A 13,737-nucleotide genomic window follows, 5' to 3' on the forward strand; every position below is an offset into this window, starting at 1 on the left:
GCAAGGGCCGCCCGCGAGCGGCCCTTTTCAATTCGACCCATGCCCGTAGCTGAAGGCGCGCGTGATGATCCACGCGTTGCCCTGGTGCTTCCACAGGATCGTGAACTCGGCCTGGCCCTCGCAAGGATGCGTCGTGCCGTCCGGCTTGTAGTGGCAGAAGCGGTGCTCGCCGCGCGCGAGGGCGCCGAAGTCCTTGATGGGCCAGACCTTCAGCGTGCCGGGCACCCGCTCGCGCTGGAACTTGCCGCAGACGTTCTGCTTCGTCTGCGCGATCATGTCGTCGCGCGTCCAGCTGACGCCGCCGAGGTCGTGATAGAACTCGACGTCGGGCGCGAAGAAGCTCGCGTAGCGATCGAGCTGGCCCGGGGCCTCGCAGTGATTGAACGCGTCGAAGGCGGCGGTGTCCAGCGCGGCGATGGTGGCCGTCAGATCCGGCGTCGCGGGCGCGTCCGCGGCGTGGCTCGCGGCGGTCGCGGCCACGAGGGCCAGGGCGGGCAGGTGGTGGAGCAGGGCGGTCATCTCGCGGCCTGGTGAGGAGTGGGGATCCCGCACTGTCCTTGCCGGATGCCGATCCGGCAACGCCGTCGCGACGGCCCGCGCCGCTGCGGCGACAGGCCGTCCCGCCGGCCGACGGACCGCGTCAGGCGGCGTCCGGCGCGCTCGCCTGATCGAGCTGCGCCCGGTCGCTGTCGCTGAGCGCGAGTTCGGCGGCGGCCGAGAAGTCCTTCAGTTGCTCGACGCTGGTCGCGCTCGCGATCGGTGCCGTCACGCCTTCGCGCGCGATCAGCCACGCGAGCGCCACCACGCCCGGCTTGGTGCCGTGCCGCTGCGACACCTGGTCGAGCGCGCCCAGGATGCGCCGCCCGCGCGGGTTCAAGTACTTCTTGACGCCACCGCCGCGCTGGCTCTTTCCGAGATCGGCTTCGCTGCGGTACTTGCCGGTCAGGAACCCCGAGGCCAGGCTGAAGTAGGTGATGACGCCGAGCCCCAGCTTGATCGCGAGGTCGCGCAGCGGGCCGTCGTAGGCATCGCGGTCATGCAGGTTGTATTCGGGCTGCAGCGTCTGGTACGCCGGCAGCTTGTTGATGCGGGCCGAGTCCTGCGCCTCGGCGAGCTGGCGCGCGTCGAAGTTGGAGCAGCCGAACGCGCGGATCTTGCCCGCCTTCATCAGGCGGTCGTAGGTCGCCAGCGTCTCCTCGTACGAGGTCTCGGGATCGGGCCGGTGCGACTGGTAGAGGTCGATGACGTCGGTGTTCAGGCGCCGCAGCGAGTCCTCGACCGCGCGCTCGATCCACAGCTTGCCCAGGCCCTTGTGCTCGTCGCCCATGTCGGAGCCGACCTTGGTGAACAGCAGCACCTGCCGGCGGCGCGCGGGATTGGCCTTCAGCCAGCGGCCGATCAGCGTCTCCGACTCGCCGCCCTGGTGGCCGGGCACCCAGCGCGAATAGACATCGGCGGTGTCGATCGCGTTGAAGCCGGCGTCGACGAAGGCGTCGAGCAGCTCGAAGCTGCGATTCTCGTCGGCCGTCCAGCCGAACACGTTGCCGCCGAAGACGATGGGCGCGATCTGCAGGCCGGTCTGGCCGAGGGGGCGAAGTTGCATGGCGGGTCTCCTGTGATCCGCCGGGGCGGCAAGTCACGCGCCCGACAGCGGCGAGAACAGGTGCCTGGTGGCAGCTCTTGCCTTTGGAAACAGGCCGCCGCGCGCTGGTCAGTTCTTCTTGTCCAACACCAGCGTGTCGTTGTCGCTGTGCATCTGGAAGTGCGAGAGGAAGCTGTTGCCCAGCAGCACCACCGGCATGGCCTGCGGCATCACCATGGCCTCGACGTTGTAGACGGTCACGTCGCCGATCGTCACCTGCCTCAGCGTGATCGTGCGTGTCGCGACGGCGCCGTTGGCGGTCATCGCGGCGGACTGCGTGCTGTCGGCCGGGTCGAGGCCGAGCCGGTTGGCGACGTCGGCCCCCATCGCGATCGTGGTGGCGCCGGTGTCGACCAGGAAGGGCACGGAGTGGCCGTTGATGGCGCCCATCGCGGTGTAGTGGCCGCCGGAGCCGACCGGCAGCACGATGCGCGTGCCCTTGCCGCGGCCACCGGTGTCGCCGGCCAGCACCGCGGTGCCGCCCAGGCGCAGCGTCTGCGTCTTGCCGCCCGCCTCGACCTGTGCCTGCGTGCCGTCCAGGCGCACCAGCTTGACGCCTTCGACCGTGGCACCGACGGCCACGCCACGCGCCTGTCCGTTGATGATCAGCAAGGCCTTGTCGCCCAGCATGCCGCTGAAGGCCACCGATTGCGCCTGCGCCGCGGCGACCAACGCGCAGAGCAGGGCGCCGGCCGCGGCCAGGCGCCGGCGGCTCGACGACGTCGAGATTCGATTCATGCGTGGCCCTCCCCGGAGCGCGTCCATCCTCTTGGGAACGGAGTCTAGTCGCTCGCTGCATGCCGGCGCGCGCGACGCGGCGAAAAGCGTGGGAGAAGTCGCGGGCGTCGCGGCCGGTTCGTCGCGTTCAGCCCGCGAAGAGGTTCGCCGGCACGCCCATCGCATCGGTCTCGACCGCGAACAGCGCGCCGGCCAACGGCTGCGCCGCCAACTGCGCCTCGGTCAACTCGTGGCGCGCGCTGCTGATGAACAGCGTGGTCATGTCCGGGCCGCCGAAGGCGACGTTGGTGATGTGGGCCGTCGGCAGCTCGATGCGCGCGAGTTCGGCGGCGGTCGCCGGGTCGTGGCAGGTGACGCAGGCGCCACCCCAGTGCGCGATCCAGAGGCGGCCGGCGGCGTCGGTGGTCATGCCGTCGGGGTGGCCGTCCGCGGGATCCAGCACGAGCCATTCGCGCGACGCGCCGACCGCGCCGGTCGCGGCGTCGAAGGCGTAGGCCACGACGCGGCGGCGCACCGTGTCGTTGACGAACATCGTGCGACCGTCCCGCGTCCACGCCGGGCCGTTGGTGACGATCCAGCCGAGGTCGATCGCGCGCGTCGCGTGGCCGGCGGCGTCGAAGCAGTAGAGCGCGCCGGTGCCGGCGGTGGTGGCGAAGTCCATCGTGCCGCCCCAGAAGCGGCCGCGCGCGTCGCACTTGCCGTCGTTGAAGCGGTTGCCCTCGCGCTCGCGTTCGGGCTCGTCGAGGCGCTGCAGTGCATGCGTCGCCGGATCGAACAGCGCGAGGCCGCGGCGTAGCGTCACGGCGAGGCCGGGCTGGGTTGCGCGTTCCGCGACGGCGGAGATCGTCTCGTCGAACGACCAGGACTCGTGCGCGCCGGCGAGGCTGTCGCGATGGAGGCGGTGCTCGAGGATGTCGACCCACCACAGCGCCTTCTCGCGCGTCGACCAGCACAGGCCTTCGCCCAGGGTGGCGCGCACATCGCCGACGACCCGCGGCGCGGAAAAGATGCGGGGTGGGGTATCGCCCATCAATGCGAGTCGCGCGGGATGCCGGCGCCGCTCGCACCGACGAGGAAGTCGAGGTCGGCGCCCAGGTGCGCCTGCTGCACGTGCTCGACGTAGAGCTTCTGCCAGCCGCGCTTGGGCGCCTCGAGCGGCTTCCACAGGGCCTTGCGGCGAGCCAGCTCCTCGTCACTGACCTCCAGCCTCAGCGTGCGTGCGGGGACGTCGAGTTCGATCATGTCGCCATTCTGTACCAGCGCCAGCGGGCCGCCGGCCGCGGCCTCGGGCGACGTGTGCAGCACGACGGTGCCGTAGGCGGTGCCGCTCATGCGGGCGTCGGAGATGCGGACCATGTCGGTGATGCCCTTGCGCAGCACCTTGGGCGGCAGCGGCATGTTGCCCACTTCCGCCATGCCCGGATAGCCGCGCGGGCCGCAGTTCTTCAGCACCATGATGCAGTGCTCGTCGATGTCGAGGTTCTCGTCGTCGATCGTCGCGTGGAATTGCTCGATGGTCTCGAAGACGACCGCGCGTCCGCGATGCTTGAGCAGGTGCGCCGAGGCCGCCGACGGCTTGATCACGGCGCCGTCCGGCGCGAGGTTGCCCTTGACGACGGCGATGCCGGCGTCGGCCATGAACGGCTGGTCGAGCGGTCGGATCACCTCGCGGTTCCAGCACGGTGCGGCGGCGATGTTCTCGCCGATGGTCTTGCCGTTGACGGTGGGCGCCTCGAGGTGCAGCAGGTGCTGGATCTCGCGCAGCACTGCGGGCAGGCCGCCGGCATAGAAGAAGTCCTCCATCAGGAACTTGCCCGAGGGCTGCAGGTCGAGCAGGCAGGGCACCTGGCGGCCCAGGTCGTCGAAGTCGCCCAGCTTCAGGTCGATGCCGATGCGCCCGGCGATCGCGAGCAGGTGGATCACCGCGTTCGTCGAGCCGCCGATCGCCGCGTTGGTGCGGATCGCGTTCTCGAAGGCCTGGCGCGTGAGGATCTTCGTCATCGTCAGGTCGTCCTTGACCATGTCGACGATGCGCCGTCCGGTGAGTTGCGCGAGCCGGTTGCGGCGCGTGTCGGCGGCGGGGATCGCGGCGTTCTCGGGCAGCGACATGCCCAGCGCCTCCACCATCGACGCCATCGTCGACGCCGTGCCCATCGTCATGCAGTTGCCCTTGGAGCGGTGCATGCAGCTCTCGGCGGCGGTGAAGTCCTCCTGCGTCATCTCGCCGGCGCGCACCATCTCGCTCATCTTCCAGACGCCGGTGCCCGAGCCGATGTCCTGGCCGCGGAACTTGCCGTTGAGCATCGGGCCTCCGGACAGCCCGATCGTCGGCAGGTTGCAGCTGGCCGCGCCCATCAGCAGCGCAGGCGTCGTCTTGTCGCAGCCCATCAGCAGCACGACGCCGTCGATCGGGTTGCCGCGGATCGACTCCTCGACGTCCATGCTCGCGAGGTTGCGGAACAGCATCGCCGTGGGCCGCAGCTGCGTCTCGCCGAGCGACATGACCGGGAACTCCAGCGGAAAGCCGCCGGCCTCGTAGACGCCGCGCTTGACGAACTCGGCGAGCTCGCGGAAGTGGCCGTTGCAGGGCGTCAGCTCGCTCCAGGTGTTGCAGATGCCGATGACGGGGCGGCCATCGAGTTCATCGTGCGGATACCCCTGGTTCTTGATCCAGCTCCGGTGGACGAACCCGTCGCGATCGTTCTTGCCGAACCAGGCCTGGCTGCGGCGGACGGGCTTCTTTGTCTCCATGTGCTTCTCTTCTCGACTTGACGGGGCGCATCGTATCGCCGCACACTGATATTGGAAAAATAACGATAAACGCATCTGACATTGCAAAAGAGATATTGATGACCAACCCCTCAAGTTCTTCCGTGATGCAACATGGCTCGGGTCCGATGGACGTCGCGAGCTTTCCGAGCCTGCGCGGCCGCCGCGTGTTCGTCACCGGCGGCGGCTCGGGCATCGGTGCCGCGATGGTCGAGGCCTTCGCGGCGCAGGGCGCCCTGGTGGCCTTCGTCGACGTGGCCGCCGAGGCCAGCGCGGCGCTCGCGTCGCGCATCGAGGCCCGCGGCCAGCGCGCGCCGTGGTGGCGCGCCTGCGACGTGCGCGACGTCGGCGCGCTGCAGCAGGCGATCGCCGACGCCGCCGCGGCGCTGGGCGACTTCCACGCGCTCGTCAACAACGTGGCCAGCGACGACCGCCACACGCTGGAATCGGTGACGCCCGAGTACTACGACACGCGCATGGCCATCAACGAGCGCCCCGCTTTCTTCGCGATCCAGGCCGTGGTGCCCGGCATGAAGCGGCTGGGGCAGGGTTCCATCGTCAACCTCGGGTCGACCGGCTGGCAGACCAAGGCCAGCGAATACCCGTGCTACGCGATCGCGAAGTCCTCGGTCAACGGCCTCACGCGCGGCCTGGCGAAGAGCCTGGGCGCGCACCGCATCCGCGTCAACACCGTGTCGCCGGGCTGGGTGATGACGGAGCGCCAGGTCACGAAGTGGCTGACGCCCGCCGGCGAGGAGGACATCGCGCGCAACCAGTGCCTGCCCGACAAGCTGATGGGCGAGGACATCGCGCGGATGGTGCTGTTCCTCGCGGCCGACGACGGGCGGATGTGCACGGCGCAGGAATTCAAGGTCGACGCCGGCTGGGCCTGAACAAGCCGTCACCAGCCTGTACGAGCGACCCCGCGTTGTCGGGGACAATCCCTCGCGTCAGCAACTGCCGCGCGAGGGCGCCTCGATGGTTTTCTTTGGCAGGAAACGGGCCAGCGTCACGCTGGTGCGTGCCTGGTGTTCACCTTTCGGCGAGGATGGTCCCGCGGGCGAGCTGCTCGCGCTGGTCGACCAGGTGCTCGCGTCGACGTCGTTCGTGCCGCTCGAGGGCTCGATCAACCACGGCTACACGCAGCAGATGTCCTCGCTGCGGCGCGCGCTGGCCAAGATGAAGCCGGCGCAGCTCGACGCGCTGTCGGTGCGCGACGAGTCCGGCGAGGTGATCTGCAGCTTCGAGGCCGAGGGCGCGTCGGTGGGCGACCGCGCGCGGGCCTTCGAGATCTTCGCGCTGCTGCCCCCGGCCTCCGACGCCGCGCAGGACAAGCTGCTGCGCCTGCTGCTGCAACACCGCATGCACTACGGCTACGCACGTGCGCTGGGACCCGACTTCAATCCGGTGTCCGAAGCGGCGATCCAGCGCGGCTTCTTCGGCAAGGAGATCGAGGTCGACGGCGGCCGTGCCGACTGGCTGGTGCCGGAGATGGACGTGCGCGCCGGCGCTGTGCGCGGCCTGTATCCGGCCAACGTGTTCTCGGCGATCGGCCTCGCGCGCCTCGCCGGCTCGGGCCTGCGGCTGCCGGCATCGGCGCCTTCCGTCGGCGAGCAGCTGTGGCGGCCCACGGTGATCGAGCGCTCGGAGCTGCTGCGGCTGAACCCGAACTATCGCGGCTACCTGCACTTCGGCGACGCCTGATCGCGCGCACTCGGGATGGCGCCGGACGCCGGCCGCGCGCATAGTGCGACCCAACCAGGAGCACCGATGAACGCCGAGCCCGATCTGACGACCGCCGCGCGGGAAGTGACGATGACGCTGGAGGAGGCGCTGGCCTATGCCGTGCAGGGCCACCAGGCCGGCGACCTCGACCGCGCCGAGCCTATCTACGAGGCGGTGCTGCAGCGCCATCCCGAGCGCGTCGAGGTGCTCAACTACCTCGGCATCCTCAAGCACCAGCGCGGCGAGCTGGCGCAGGCCGCCGAGTTGATGCGGCGCCTGCTCGAGTTCCAGCCCGAGGCCGACGGCGTCTGGAACAACCTCGGCAACGTGTTGATGCGCCTGGATCGGATCGACGAGGCCGGCGACGCGTTCCGGCGCAGCCTCGAGCTCGTGCCGTCGGCGCACGCGTGGTCCAATCTCGCGCGCATCCTGCGCAAGCACGGCGATCTCGCGGGCAGCGAGCGCGCCTGCCGCAACGCGCTGGCGCTGGATCCGGATCACGGCCCGGCGACGCACAACCTCGCGCTCGCAATGATCCTGGACGGCCGCGTCGAGCCCGGCACCGAAGCGGCGCTGCGCGCGATGCAGCTGCTGCCGCCGGGCCAGCAGCGGCGCCAGATCTACATGCAGCTGCTGCTCCTGAATGGCGCGACCGCGCAGGCCGTCGCCATCCTGCGCGCCTGGCTCGCGCAGGAGCCCGGCAACCCGTACGTTCAGCATCACCTGGCCGCGTGCACCGGCGAGGGCGCGCCCGAACGGGCGAGCGACGCGTACGTCGAGAAGGTCTTCGACGGCTTCGCCGCCACCTTCGACGACAAGCTCGCCAGCCTGCACTACCGCGCGCCACAGGTGGTCGCCGGCGCGGTCGCCGCGGCGCTGCCCGCACCGGCGGGCACGCTGGCCGTGGCCGACATCGGCTGCGGCACCGGCCTGTGCGGCCCGCTGCTGCGGCCGTGGGCGGCGCGCCTTGTCGGCTGCGACCTGTCCGCCGCGATGCTGGAGCGCGCGAGCGCACGCCAGGTCTACGACGAGCTGTGCAAGGCCGAGCTGACGGCATTCCTGCGCGAGCATCCGGGCGCGTTCGACCTGGTCGTCTCCGCCGACACGCTGAACTACTTCGGCGAGCTGCGCCAGGTTGCCCAAGCCGTGCACGGCGCGCTGCGCGCGGGCGGCACGCTGGTGTTCACGCTCGAGGCGCTGGCTGCGGGCGAGGGCGTGCCGTACAAGCTGCAGGATCACGGCCGCTACGCGCACGACGGTGCGCACGCGCGACGCGTGTTCGAGGCCGCGGGACTGCGCGTCGACGAACCGGTCGAGGCGGTGCTGCGCGAGGAAAACAAGCAGCCCGTGCGGGGCTGGCTGGTGGTCGCGCGTCAGCCCAGCTCGTCGATCGTCAGCGTGCTGCCGTAGACGTCGTGCGCGACCGCCTTGATCGCGCGCAGCATCACCTGCGCCGCCGGCGCCAGCAGGCGGTCGGTGCGCGTGATCAGGCCGAACGCGTCCATCTTGCACGGCAGCTCCACCGGCAGGATCGCGACCAGGCCGTGCTCCTGGTAGTACAAGGCGACGTCGGACGCCACCACGCCGATGAGGTCGCTCTGCTCCAGCATCTTGGTCATGAACAGCAGCGCGGTCGTCTCGATCAGGTCGTTCGGCGCGGGCAGGCCCTCCTCCTGGAACATCAGCTCGAAGCGATGCCGCAGCACGCTGCCCGCGGGCGGCACGATCCAGCCGGCCATCGCGAGATCGGCCAGCGTCAGGCTGGTGTGCTCCATGAGCGGATGGCCGGTGCGCACGACGGCGGCGATCGGCTCCTCGACCAGCGCCTCGTAGCGCAGGTCGCTCTTGTCGTGGCGGGCGAACAGGCGGCCGATCACCATGTCCAGCTTGCCCTGGGCGAGGCGGTCGATCAGCACGTCGCTGGTCTCGACCTGCAGCCCCACGCGCAGCGACGGATGCGCCGCCTTGACCTGCGACACGGCCTCCGGCAGCAGCGTGATCGCCGGCGCGGTGATCGTGCCGATGCTGACCGAGCCGAAGCGGCCGGCCTTGAGCGCGTCGATCTCCTCGTGCGCCTGGCTCAGGCTGGCCAGCGCCATGCGCGCGTGGCGAATCATGGTTTCCCCGTACCACGTTGGGCGGACGCCACGCGGGAGCCGGTCGAACAGCTTCACTTCAAGCATGTCCTCGAGGTCCTTCAGCAGCTTCGAGGCGGCCGGCTGCGTCATGTTGAGCACCTGCGCGGCGCCGTGGATGTTGCCTTCTTCCTCCATCGCCACGAGGAGAAGCAGCTGCCGCGTCTTCAGGCGGGCGCGGATGAACCAGTGGGTGTCGGCGGTGGACATGTCTGCGGATGCACGAGATCGTGCGTTGATCGATGCCCGAATGTATATGGCAAGACGCCAAAAATCTATTAGGCAGTTATCCCAGCCATTCGTACCATCGCGGCCATCGAAGGCTGTCCCTGCGCCTGTCGCGGTCTTGCGCGGACGGGACGCGGACCGAGCCGAAGATGATCGAAAACCCGAGCCGATGACGGCCGACTATTGGAGACAAGACGTGAAATTCCTCAAGACAGTGCTGGCCGCCGTGGCCCTGGGCGTCGTGACCTTCGGTGCCTCGGCGCAGGACAAGGGCACCGTGGGCATCGCGATGCCGACGAAGTCGTCCGCCCGCTGGATCGCCGACGGCGACAACATGGTCAAGGTGCTGCAGGCGCGCGGCTACAAGACCGACCTGCAGTACGCCGAGGACGACATCCCGAACCAGCTCGCGCAGATCGAGAACATGGTCACCAAGGGCGACAAGGTGCTGGTGATCGCGTCGATCGACGGCACCACGCTGTCCAACGTGCTGCAGAAGGCAGCCGACAAGGGCGTCAAGATCATCGCCTACGACCGCTTGATCAAGGGCTCGAAGAACGTCGACTACTACGCCACGTTCGACAACTTCCAGGTCGGCGTGCTGCAGGCCGATTCGATCGTCGACGCGCTCAAGCTGAAGACGGCCAAGGGCCCGTTCAACATCGAGCTGTTCGGCGGCTCGCCGGACGACAACAACGCGTTCTTCTTCTACAACGGCGCGATGTCGGTGCTCAAGCCGTACATCGATTCCGGCAAGCTGGTGGTGCGCTCCAAGCAGCTGGGCATGGACAAGGTCTCGACGCTGCGCTGGGACGGCGCCGTGGCGCAGGCCCGCATGGACAACCTGCTGTCCGCGTACTACAACGGCGCGCACGTCGACGCGGTGCTGTCGCCGTACGACGGCCTGTCGATCGGCATCCTGTCGTCGCTCAAGGGCGTCGGCTACGGCAAGGGCGGCGTCGCGATGCCGGTGGTCACGGGCCAGGACGCGGAAGTGCCGTCGGTCAAGTCCATCCTCGCGGGCGAGCAGACCACGACGATCTTCAAGGACACGCGCGAGCTCGCCAAGGTCACGGCCGGCATGGTCGATGCGGTGCTGGGCGGCAAGACGCCCGAGATCAACGACACCAAGACCTACAACAACGGCATCAAGATCGTGCCGTCGTACCTGCTCAAGCCGGTGCTGGTGGACAAGTCGAACTGGCACCACGTCCTGATCGACTCGGGCTACTACAAGGAAAGCCAGATCAAGTAACGCGACCCCTTCGGCCCACATGACCGAAACCCTCCAACGCGAGGAAGTCCCGGCCGCCGCTCCGCCGCCGGCCGGGACGGCCATCCTCGAGATGCGCGGCATCCGCAAGACGTTCCCCGGCGTCGTCGCGCTCGACAACGTCGACCTGACGGTGCGCGCCGGCGAGATCCACGCGATCGTCGGCGAGAACGGCGCGGGCAAGTCGACGCTGATGAAGGTGCTCAGCGGCGTCTATCCGCACGGCAGCTACGACGGCGAGATCCGCTTCGAAGGCGCGCCGCGCCACTTCAAGGGCATCGCCGACAGCGAGGCCATCGGCATCATCATCATCCACCAGGAGCTGGCGCTGGTGCCGCTGCTGTCGATCGCCGAGAACATCTTCCTCGGCAACGAGCCGCAGCGCTTCGGGGTCATCGACTGGGCCGAGGGCACGCGCCGCACGCGCGAGCTGCTGGCCAAGGTCGGACTGAAGGAGTCGCCGGCCACGCTGATCACCAATCTCGGCGTCGGCAAGCAGCAGCTCGTGGAGATCGCGAAGGCGCTCGCCAAGCGCGTGCGGCTGCTGATCCTCGACGAGCCCACCGCCAGCCTGAACGAGCACGACAGCCAGGCGCTGCTGGACCTGCTGCTCGAGTTCAGGGCGCAGGGCATCGCCTGCATCCTGATCTCGCACAAGTTGAACGAGATCTCGCGCGTGGCCGATTCGATCACCGTGCTGCGCGACGGCTCGACGGTGCAGTCGCTCGATTGCAAGGCCGATGCGGTCAGCGAGGATCAGATCATCCGCGCGATGGTCGGCCGCGAGCTGGCCGACCGCTATCCGCCACGCACGCGTCTCGCGCCCGGGGCGGGGGAGACCGTGTTCGAAGTCAAGGACTGGCATGTCGCGCATCCGGCGCACGCCGACCGCGACGTCGTCAAGGGCGTCGACCTGAAGATCAAGCGCGGCGAGATCGTCGGCATCGCGGGGCTGATGGGCGCCGGGCGCACCGAGCTCGCGATGAGCGTGTTCGGGCGCGCCTACGGCCAGCGCATCCGCGGCGAGGTGCGCAAGCACGGCGAGCCCATCGACGTGTCGACGATCCAGAAGGCCATCGGCCATGGCATCGCCTACGTCACCGAGGATCGCAAGAGCCTCGGGCTGCTGCTGGAGGACGACATCCGCCACAACATCAGCCTGGCCAACCTGAAGGCGGTGTCCTCGGCCGGCGTGATCGACGGCGGCGCCGAGTTCGCCGCGGCGGCCGACTACCGGCGCAAGTTGAACATCCGCTGCGCCAGCGTGATGCAGCAGACGGTCAACCTGTCGGGCGGCAACCAGCAGAAGGTGGTGCTGGGCAAGTGGCTGTTCTCCAGGCCCGAGCTGCTGATCCTGGACGAGCCGACGCGCGGCATCGACGTCGGCGCGAAGTTCGAGATCTACTCGATCATGGCGGCGCTGGCCGACGAGGGCAAATGCATCCTGATGATTTCGTCGGAGATGCCTGAACTGCTGGGCATGTGCGACCGCATCTACGTCATGAACGAGGGCCGCTTCGTCGGCGAATTCGCGGCGGCCGAGGCGTCGCAGGAGAAGATCATGCGGGCGATCGTCAAACAAGGCTTGGCGTGAACGAGGCGCGCGCAGCATCATGAGCGACGCACGGCCGCCCGAAGGCGCTCGCCCCGAAGCCGCAAGGCGGAGGGACAACCTATGACTGTCATGGAAGAAAAGATGATTCCCCAGACGCCCGAGGCGTCGCCGCCGGCACCCGCGCGCAGCTACGGCGGATTCCTGAAGAACAACATCCGCGAGTACGGCATGCTGCTGTCGCTCGTGGCGATCATGGCGTTCTTCCAGTACATGACCGACGGCACGCTGCTCAAGCCGCTGAACCTGACCAACCTGATCCTGCAGAACAGCTACATCGTCATCATGGCGCTGGGCATGCTGCTGGTGATCGTGGCCGGCCACATCGACCTGTCGGTGGGCTCGGTGAGCGGCTTCATCGGCGCCCTGGCCGCGGTGCTGATGGTCAACTACAACTGGAACTTCGTCGCGGCGTCCGCGGTGTGCATGATCACGGGCGCCGTGATCGGCGGCGCGCAGGGCTGGTTCGTCGCGTATCTCAGGATCCCGTCGTTCATCGTCACGCTCGCGGGCATGCTCGTGTTCAAGGGCCTGGCGCTGGCGCTGCTGCAGGGGCAGTCGGTGGGGCCTTTCCCCGACGCCTTCCAGCTGCTCAGCTCGGGCTTCATCCCCGACTTCTTCAACGGCCAGACGCTGCGCATCAGCTCGCTGGTGCTGGGCGCGATCGTCGCGGCCGCGCTGTTCGTGCTGAAGCTGCGCGAGCGCGCGGGGCACGTCAGGCACGCGATGGAGGAGGAGCCGGCGGCGTTCTTCCTCGCCAAGAACATCGCGTTCGCGGCGGTGATCGTCTGGTTCTGCTGGATGCTGGCGTCGTACAAGGGCCTGCCCAACGTGCTGATCGTGATGTTCGCGCTGATGCTCGTGTACGACTTCGTCACGCGGCGCACCACCGTCGGCCGGCGCATCTACGCGCTCGGCGGCAACGCGAAGGCGGCGCGGCTGTCGGGCATCAAGACGGAGCGGCTCGCGTTTCTCACCTTCGTCAACATGGGCGCGCTGGCCGCGCTCGCGGGGCTGGTCTTCGCCGCGCGTCTCAATACCGCAACGCCGAAGGCAGGTGTGGGTTTCGAACTGGACGTGATTGCGGCATGCTTCATTGGCGGCGCATCGGCGTCCGGCGGTGTCGGCAAGGTTCTCGGCGCTGTCATCGGCGCGTTCGTGATGGGTGTGATGAACAACGGCATGTCCATCCTTGGCATCGGCATCGATTACCAACAGGTGATCAAGGGCATCGTCCTGCTGGCCGCCGTCTGCGTCGACGTCTACAACAAGAACAAATAAGGGGAGCGTCCGGCATCGATCGGACGCCCGCATTTTCTGGTTGAGAAAGCGCTGTCCACAGCGCGCAGTTTGCGTTGGTATTTCCCGCGCAGGGCGAAGCCTTGCCTTGCGATTTCAAAAGCCGTTCAGGAGACAAACCATGACCACCACACTTCGCACCCCGGCCGTCGTTCGCACGGCCATCGCCTGCGCCGCGGCGCTAGTCGGCGTCTCCGCCCACGCGGTCGACTGGACCGGCTACATGCGCGGCGGCCCCGCGGCCACCAGCGTCTCTGGCAAGTCGCGCCAGTGCTACGGCATCGGCGAGTTCAAGTACCGCCTCGGCAACGAGTGC

At 68.6% G+C, this 13,737-nt stretch carries 13 protein-coding genes; 7 read left to right on the plus strand and 6 right to left on the minus strand.

The window, feature by feature from the left end; genetic code table 11:
* Positions 1–27 precede the first annotated feature (27 nt).
* The 5 genes from LPC04_RS28365 to LPC04_RS28385 form a co-directional block, all read right to left on the minus strand.
* Entirely contained in the window at positions 28–519 is a 492-nt protein-coding gene (locus LPC04_RS28365) for a nuclear transport factor 2 family protein (protein ID WP_275685705.1), read from the minus strand.
* A 121-nt stretch (positions 520–640) separates the two neighbouring features.
* Entirely contained in the window at positions 641–1,603 is a 963-nt protein-coding gene (locus LPC04_RS28370) for an aldo/keto reductase (RefSeq protein ID WP_275685706.1), read from the minus strand.
* 108 nt (positions 1,604–1,711) lie between these two features.
* Positions 1,712–2,380: a retropepsin-like aspartic protease family protein gene (locus LPC04_RS28375; protein ID WP_275685707.1), complete on the minus strand. Its 669-nt coding sequence runs from the start codon at positions 2,378–2,380 to the stop codon at positions 1,712–1,714.
* A gap of 127 nt (positions 2,381–2,507) precedes the next feature.
* Positions 2,508–3,410: an SMP-30/gluconolactonase/LRE family protein gene (locus LPC04_RS28380; RefSeq protein ID WP_420854782.1), complete on the minus strand. Its 903-nt coding sequence runs from the start codon at positions 3,408–3,410 to the stop codon at positions 2,508–2,510.
* Positions 3,410–5,131: an IlvD/Edd family dehydratase gene (locus LPC04_RS28385; RefSeq protein WP_275685709.1), complete on the minus strand. Its 1,722-nt coding sequence runs from the start codon at positions 5,129–5,131 to the stop codon at positions 3,410–3,412. The genes LPC04_RS28380 and LPC04_RS28385 overlap by 1 nt, the downstream gene beginning before the upstream one ends.
* Positions 5,132–5,256: 125 nt before the next feature.
* Between LPC04_RS28385 and LPC04_RS28390 the strand changes: the two genes are divergently transcribed.
* The 3 genes from LPC04_RS28390 (at position 5,257) to LPC04_RS28400 (ending at position 8,284) form a co-directional block, all read left to right on the plus strand.
* Positions 5,257–6,042 carry an SDR family NAD(P)-dependent oxidoreductase gene (locus LPC04_RS28390; protein ID WP_420854785.1) on the plus strand — a complete coding sequence of 262 codons (786 nt, stop codon included), beginning with the start codon at positions 5,257–5,259 and terminating at the stop codon, positions 6,040–6,042.
* An 85-nt stretch (positions 6,043–6,127) separates the two neighbouring features.
* Positions 6,128–6,853 (plus strand): hypothetical protein, encoded by a 726-nt coding sequence (locus tag LPC04_RS28395; RefSeq protein ID WP_275685711.1) that lies wholly within the window; start codon positions 6,128–6,130, stop codon positions 6,851–6,853.
* A gap of 66 nt (positions 6,854–6,919) precedes the next feature.
* Positions 6,920–8,284, plus strand: coding sequence for a tetratricopeptide repeat protein (locus LPC04_RS28400; RefSeq protein WP_275685712.1), 1,365 nt, complete (start codon positions 6,920–6,922; stop codon positions 8,282–8,284).
* On the opposite strand, the gene LPC04_RS28405 is transcribed toward LPC04_RS28400, so the two are convergent.
* Entirely contained in the window at positions 8,248–9,219 is a 972-nt protein-coding gene (locus LPC04_RS28405) for a LysR family transcriptional regulator (RefSeq protein WP_275685713.1), read from the minus strand. The two genes, LPC04_RS28400 and LPC04_RS28405, sit on opposite strands and share 37 nt — an antisense overlap.
* 187 nt (positions 9,220–9,406) lie before the next feature.
* Between LPC04_RS28405 and chvE the strand changes: the two genes are divergently transcribed.
* The 4 genes from chvE to LPC04_RS28425 form a co-directional block, all read left to right on the plus strand.
* Complete coding sequence (chvE, locus tag LPC04_RS28410) at positions 9,407–10,492, plus strand: multiple monosaccharide ABC transporter substrate-binding protein (protein WP_420854783.1); 1,086 nt, start codon at positions 9,407–9,409, stop codon at positions 10,490–10,492.
* 91 nt (positions 10,493–10,583) lie between these two features.
* Complete coding sequence (gene mmsA, locus LPC04_RS28415; RefSeq protein ID WP_275685716.1) at positions 10,584–12,104, plus strand: multiple monosaccharide ABC transporter ATP-binding protein; 1,521 nt, start codon at positions 10,584–10,586, stop codon at positions 12,102–12,104.
* Between the two features lie 102 nt (positions 12,105–12,206).
* The gene (gene mmsB / locus LPC04_RS28420; protein ID WP_275685715.1) at positions 12,207–13,403 is read left to right on the plus strand and encodes a multiple monosaccharide ABC transporter permease; all 1,197 of its coding nucleotides are present in this window, start codon (positions 12,207–12,209) and stop codon (positions 13,401–13,403) included.
* Positions 13,404–13,542: 139 nt separating this feature from the next.
* Positions 13,543–13,737: hypothetical protein (locus LPC04_RS28425; protein ID WP_420854784.1), on the plus strand; the 195-nt coding region annotated here is incomplete at its 3' end.

The organism is Scleromatobacter humisilvae, from assembly GCF_023231945.1.
Lineage (GTDB): Bacteria > Pseudomonadota > Gammaproteobacteria > Burkholderiales > Burkholderiaceae_C > Scleromatobacter > Scleromatobacter humisilvae.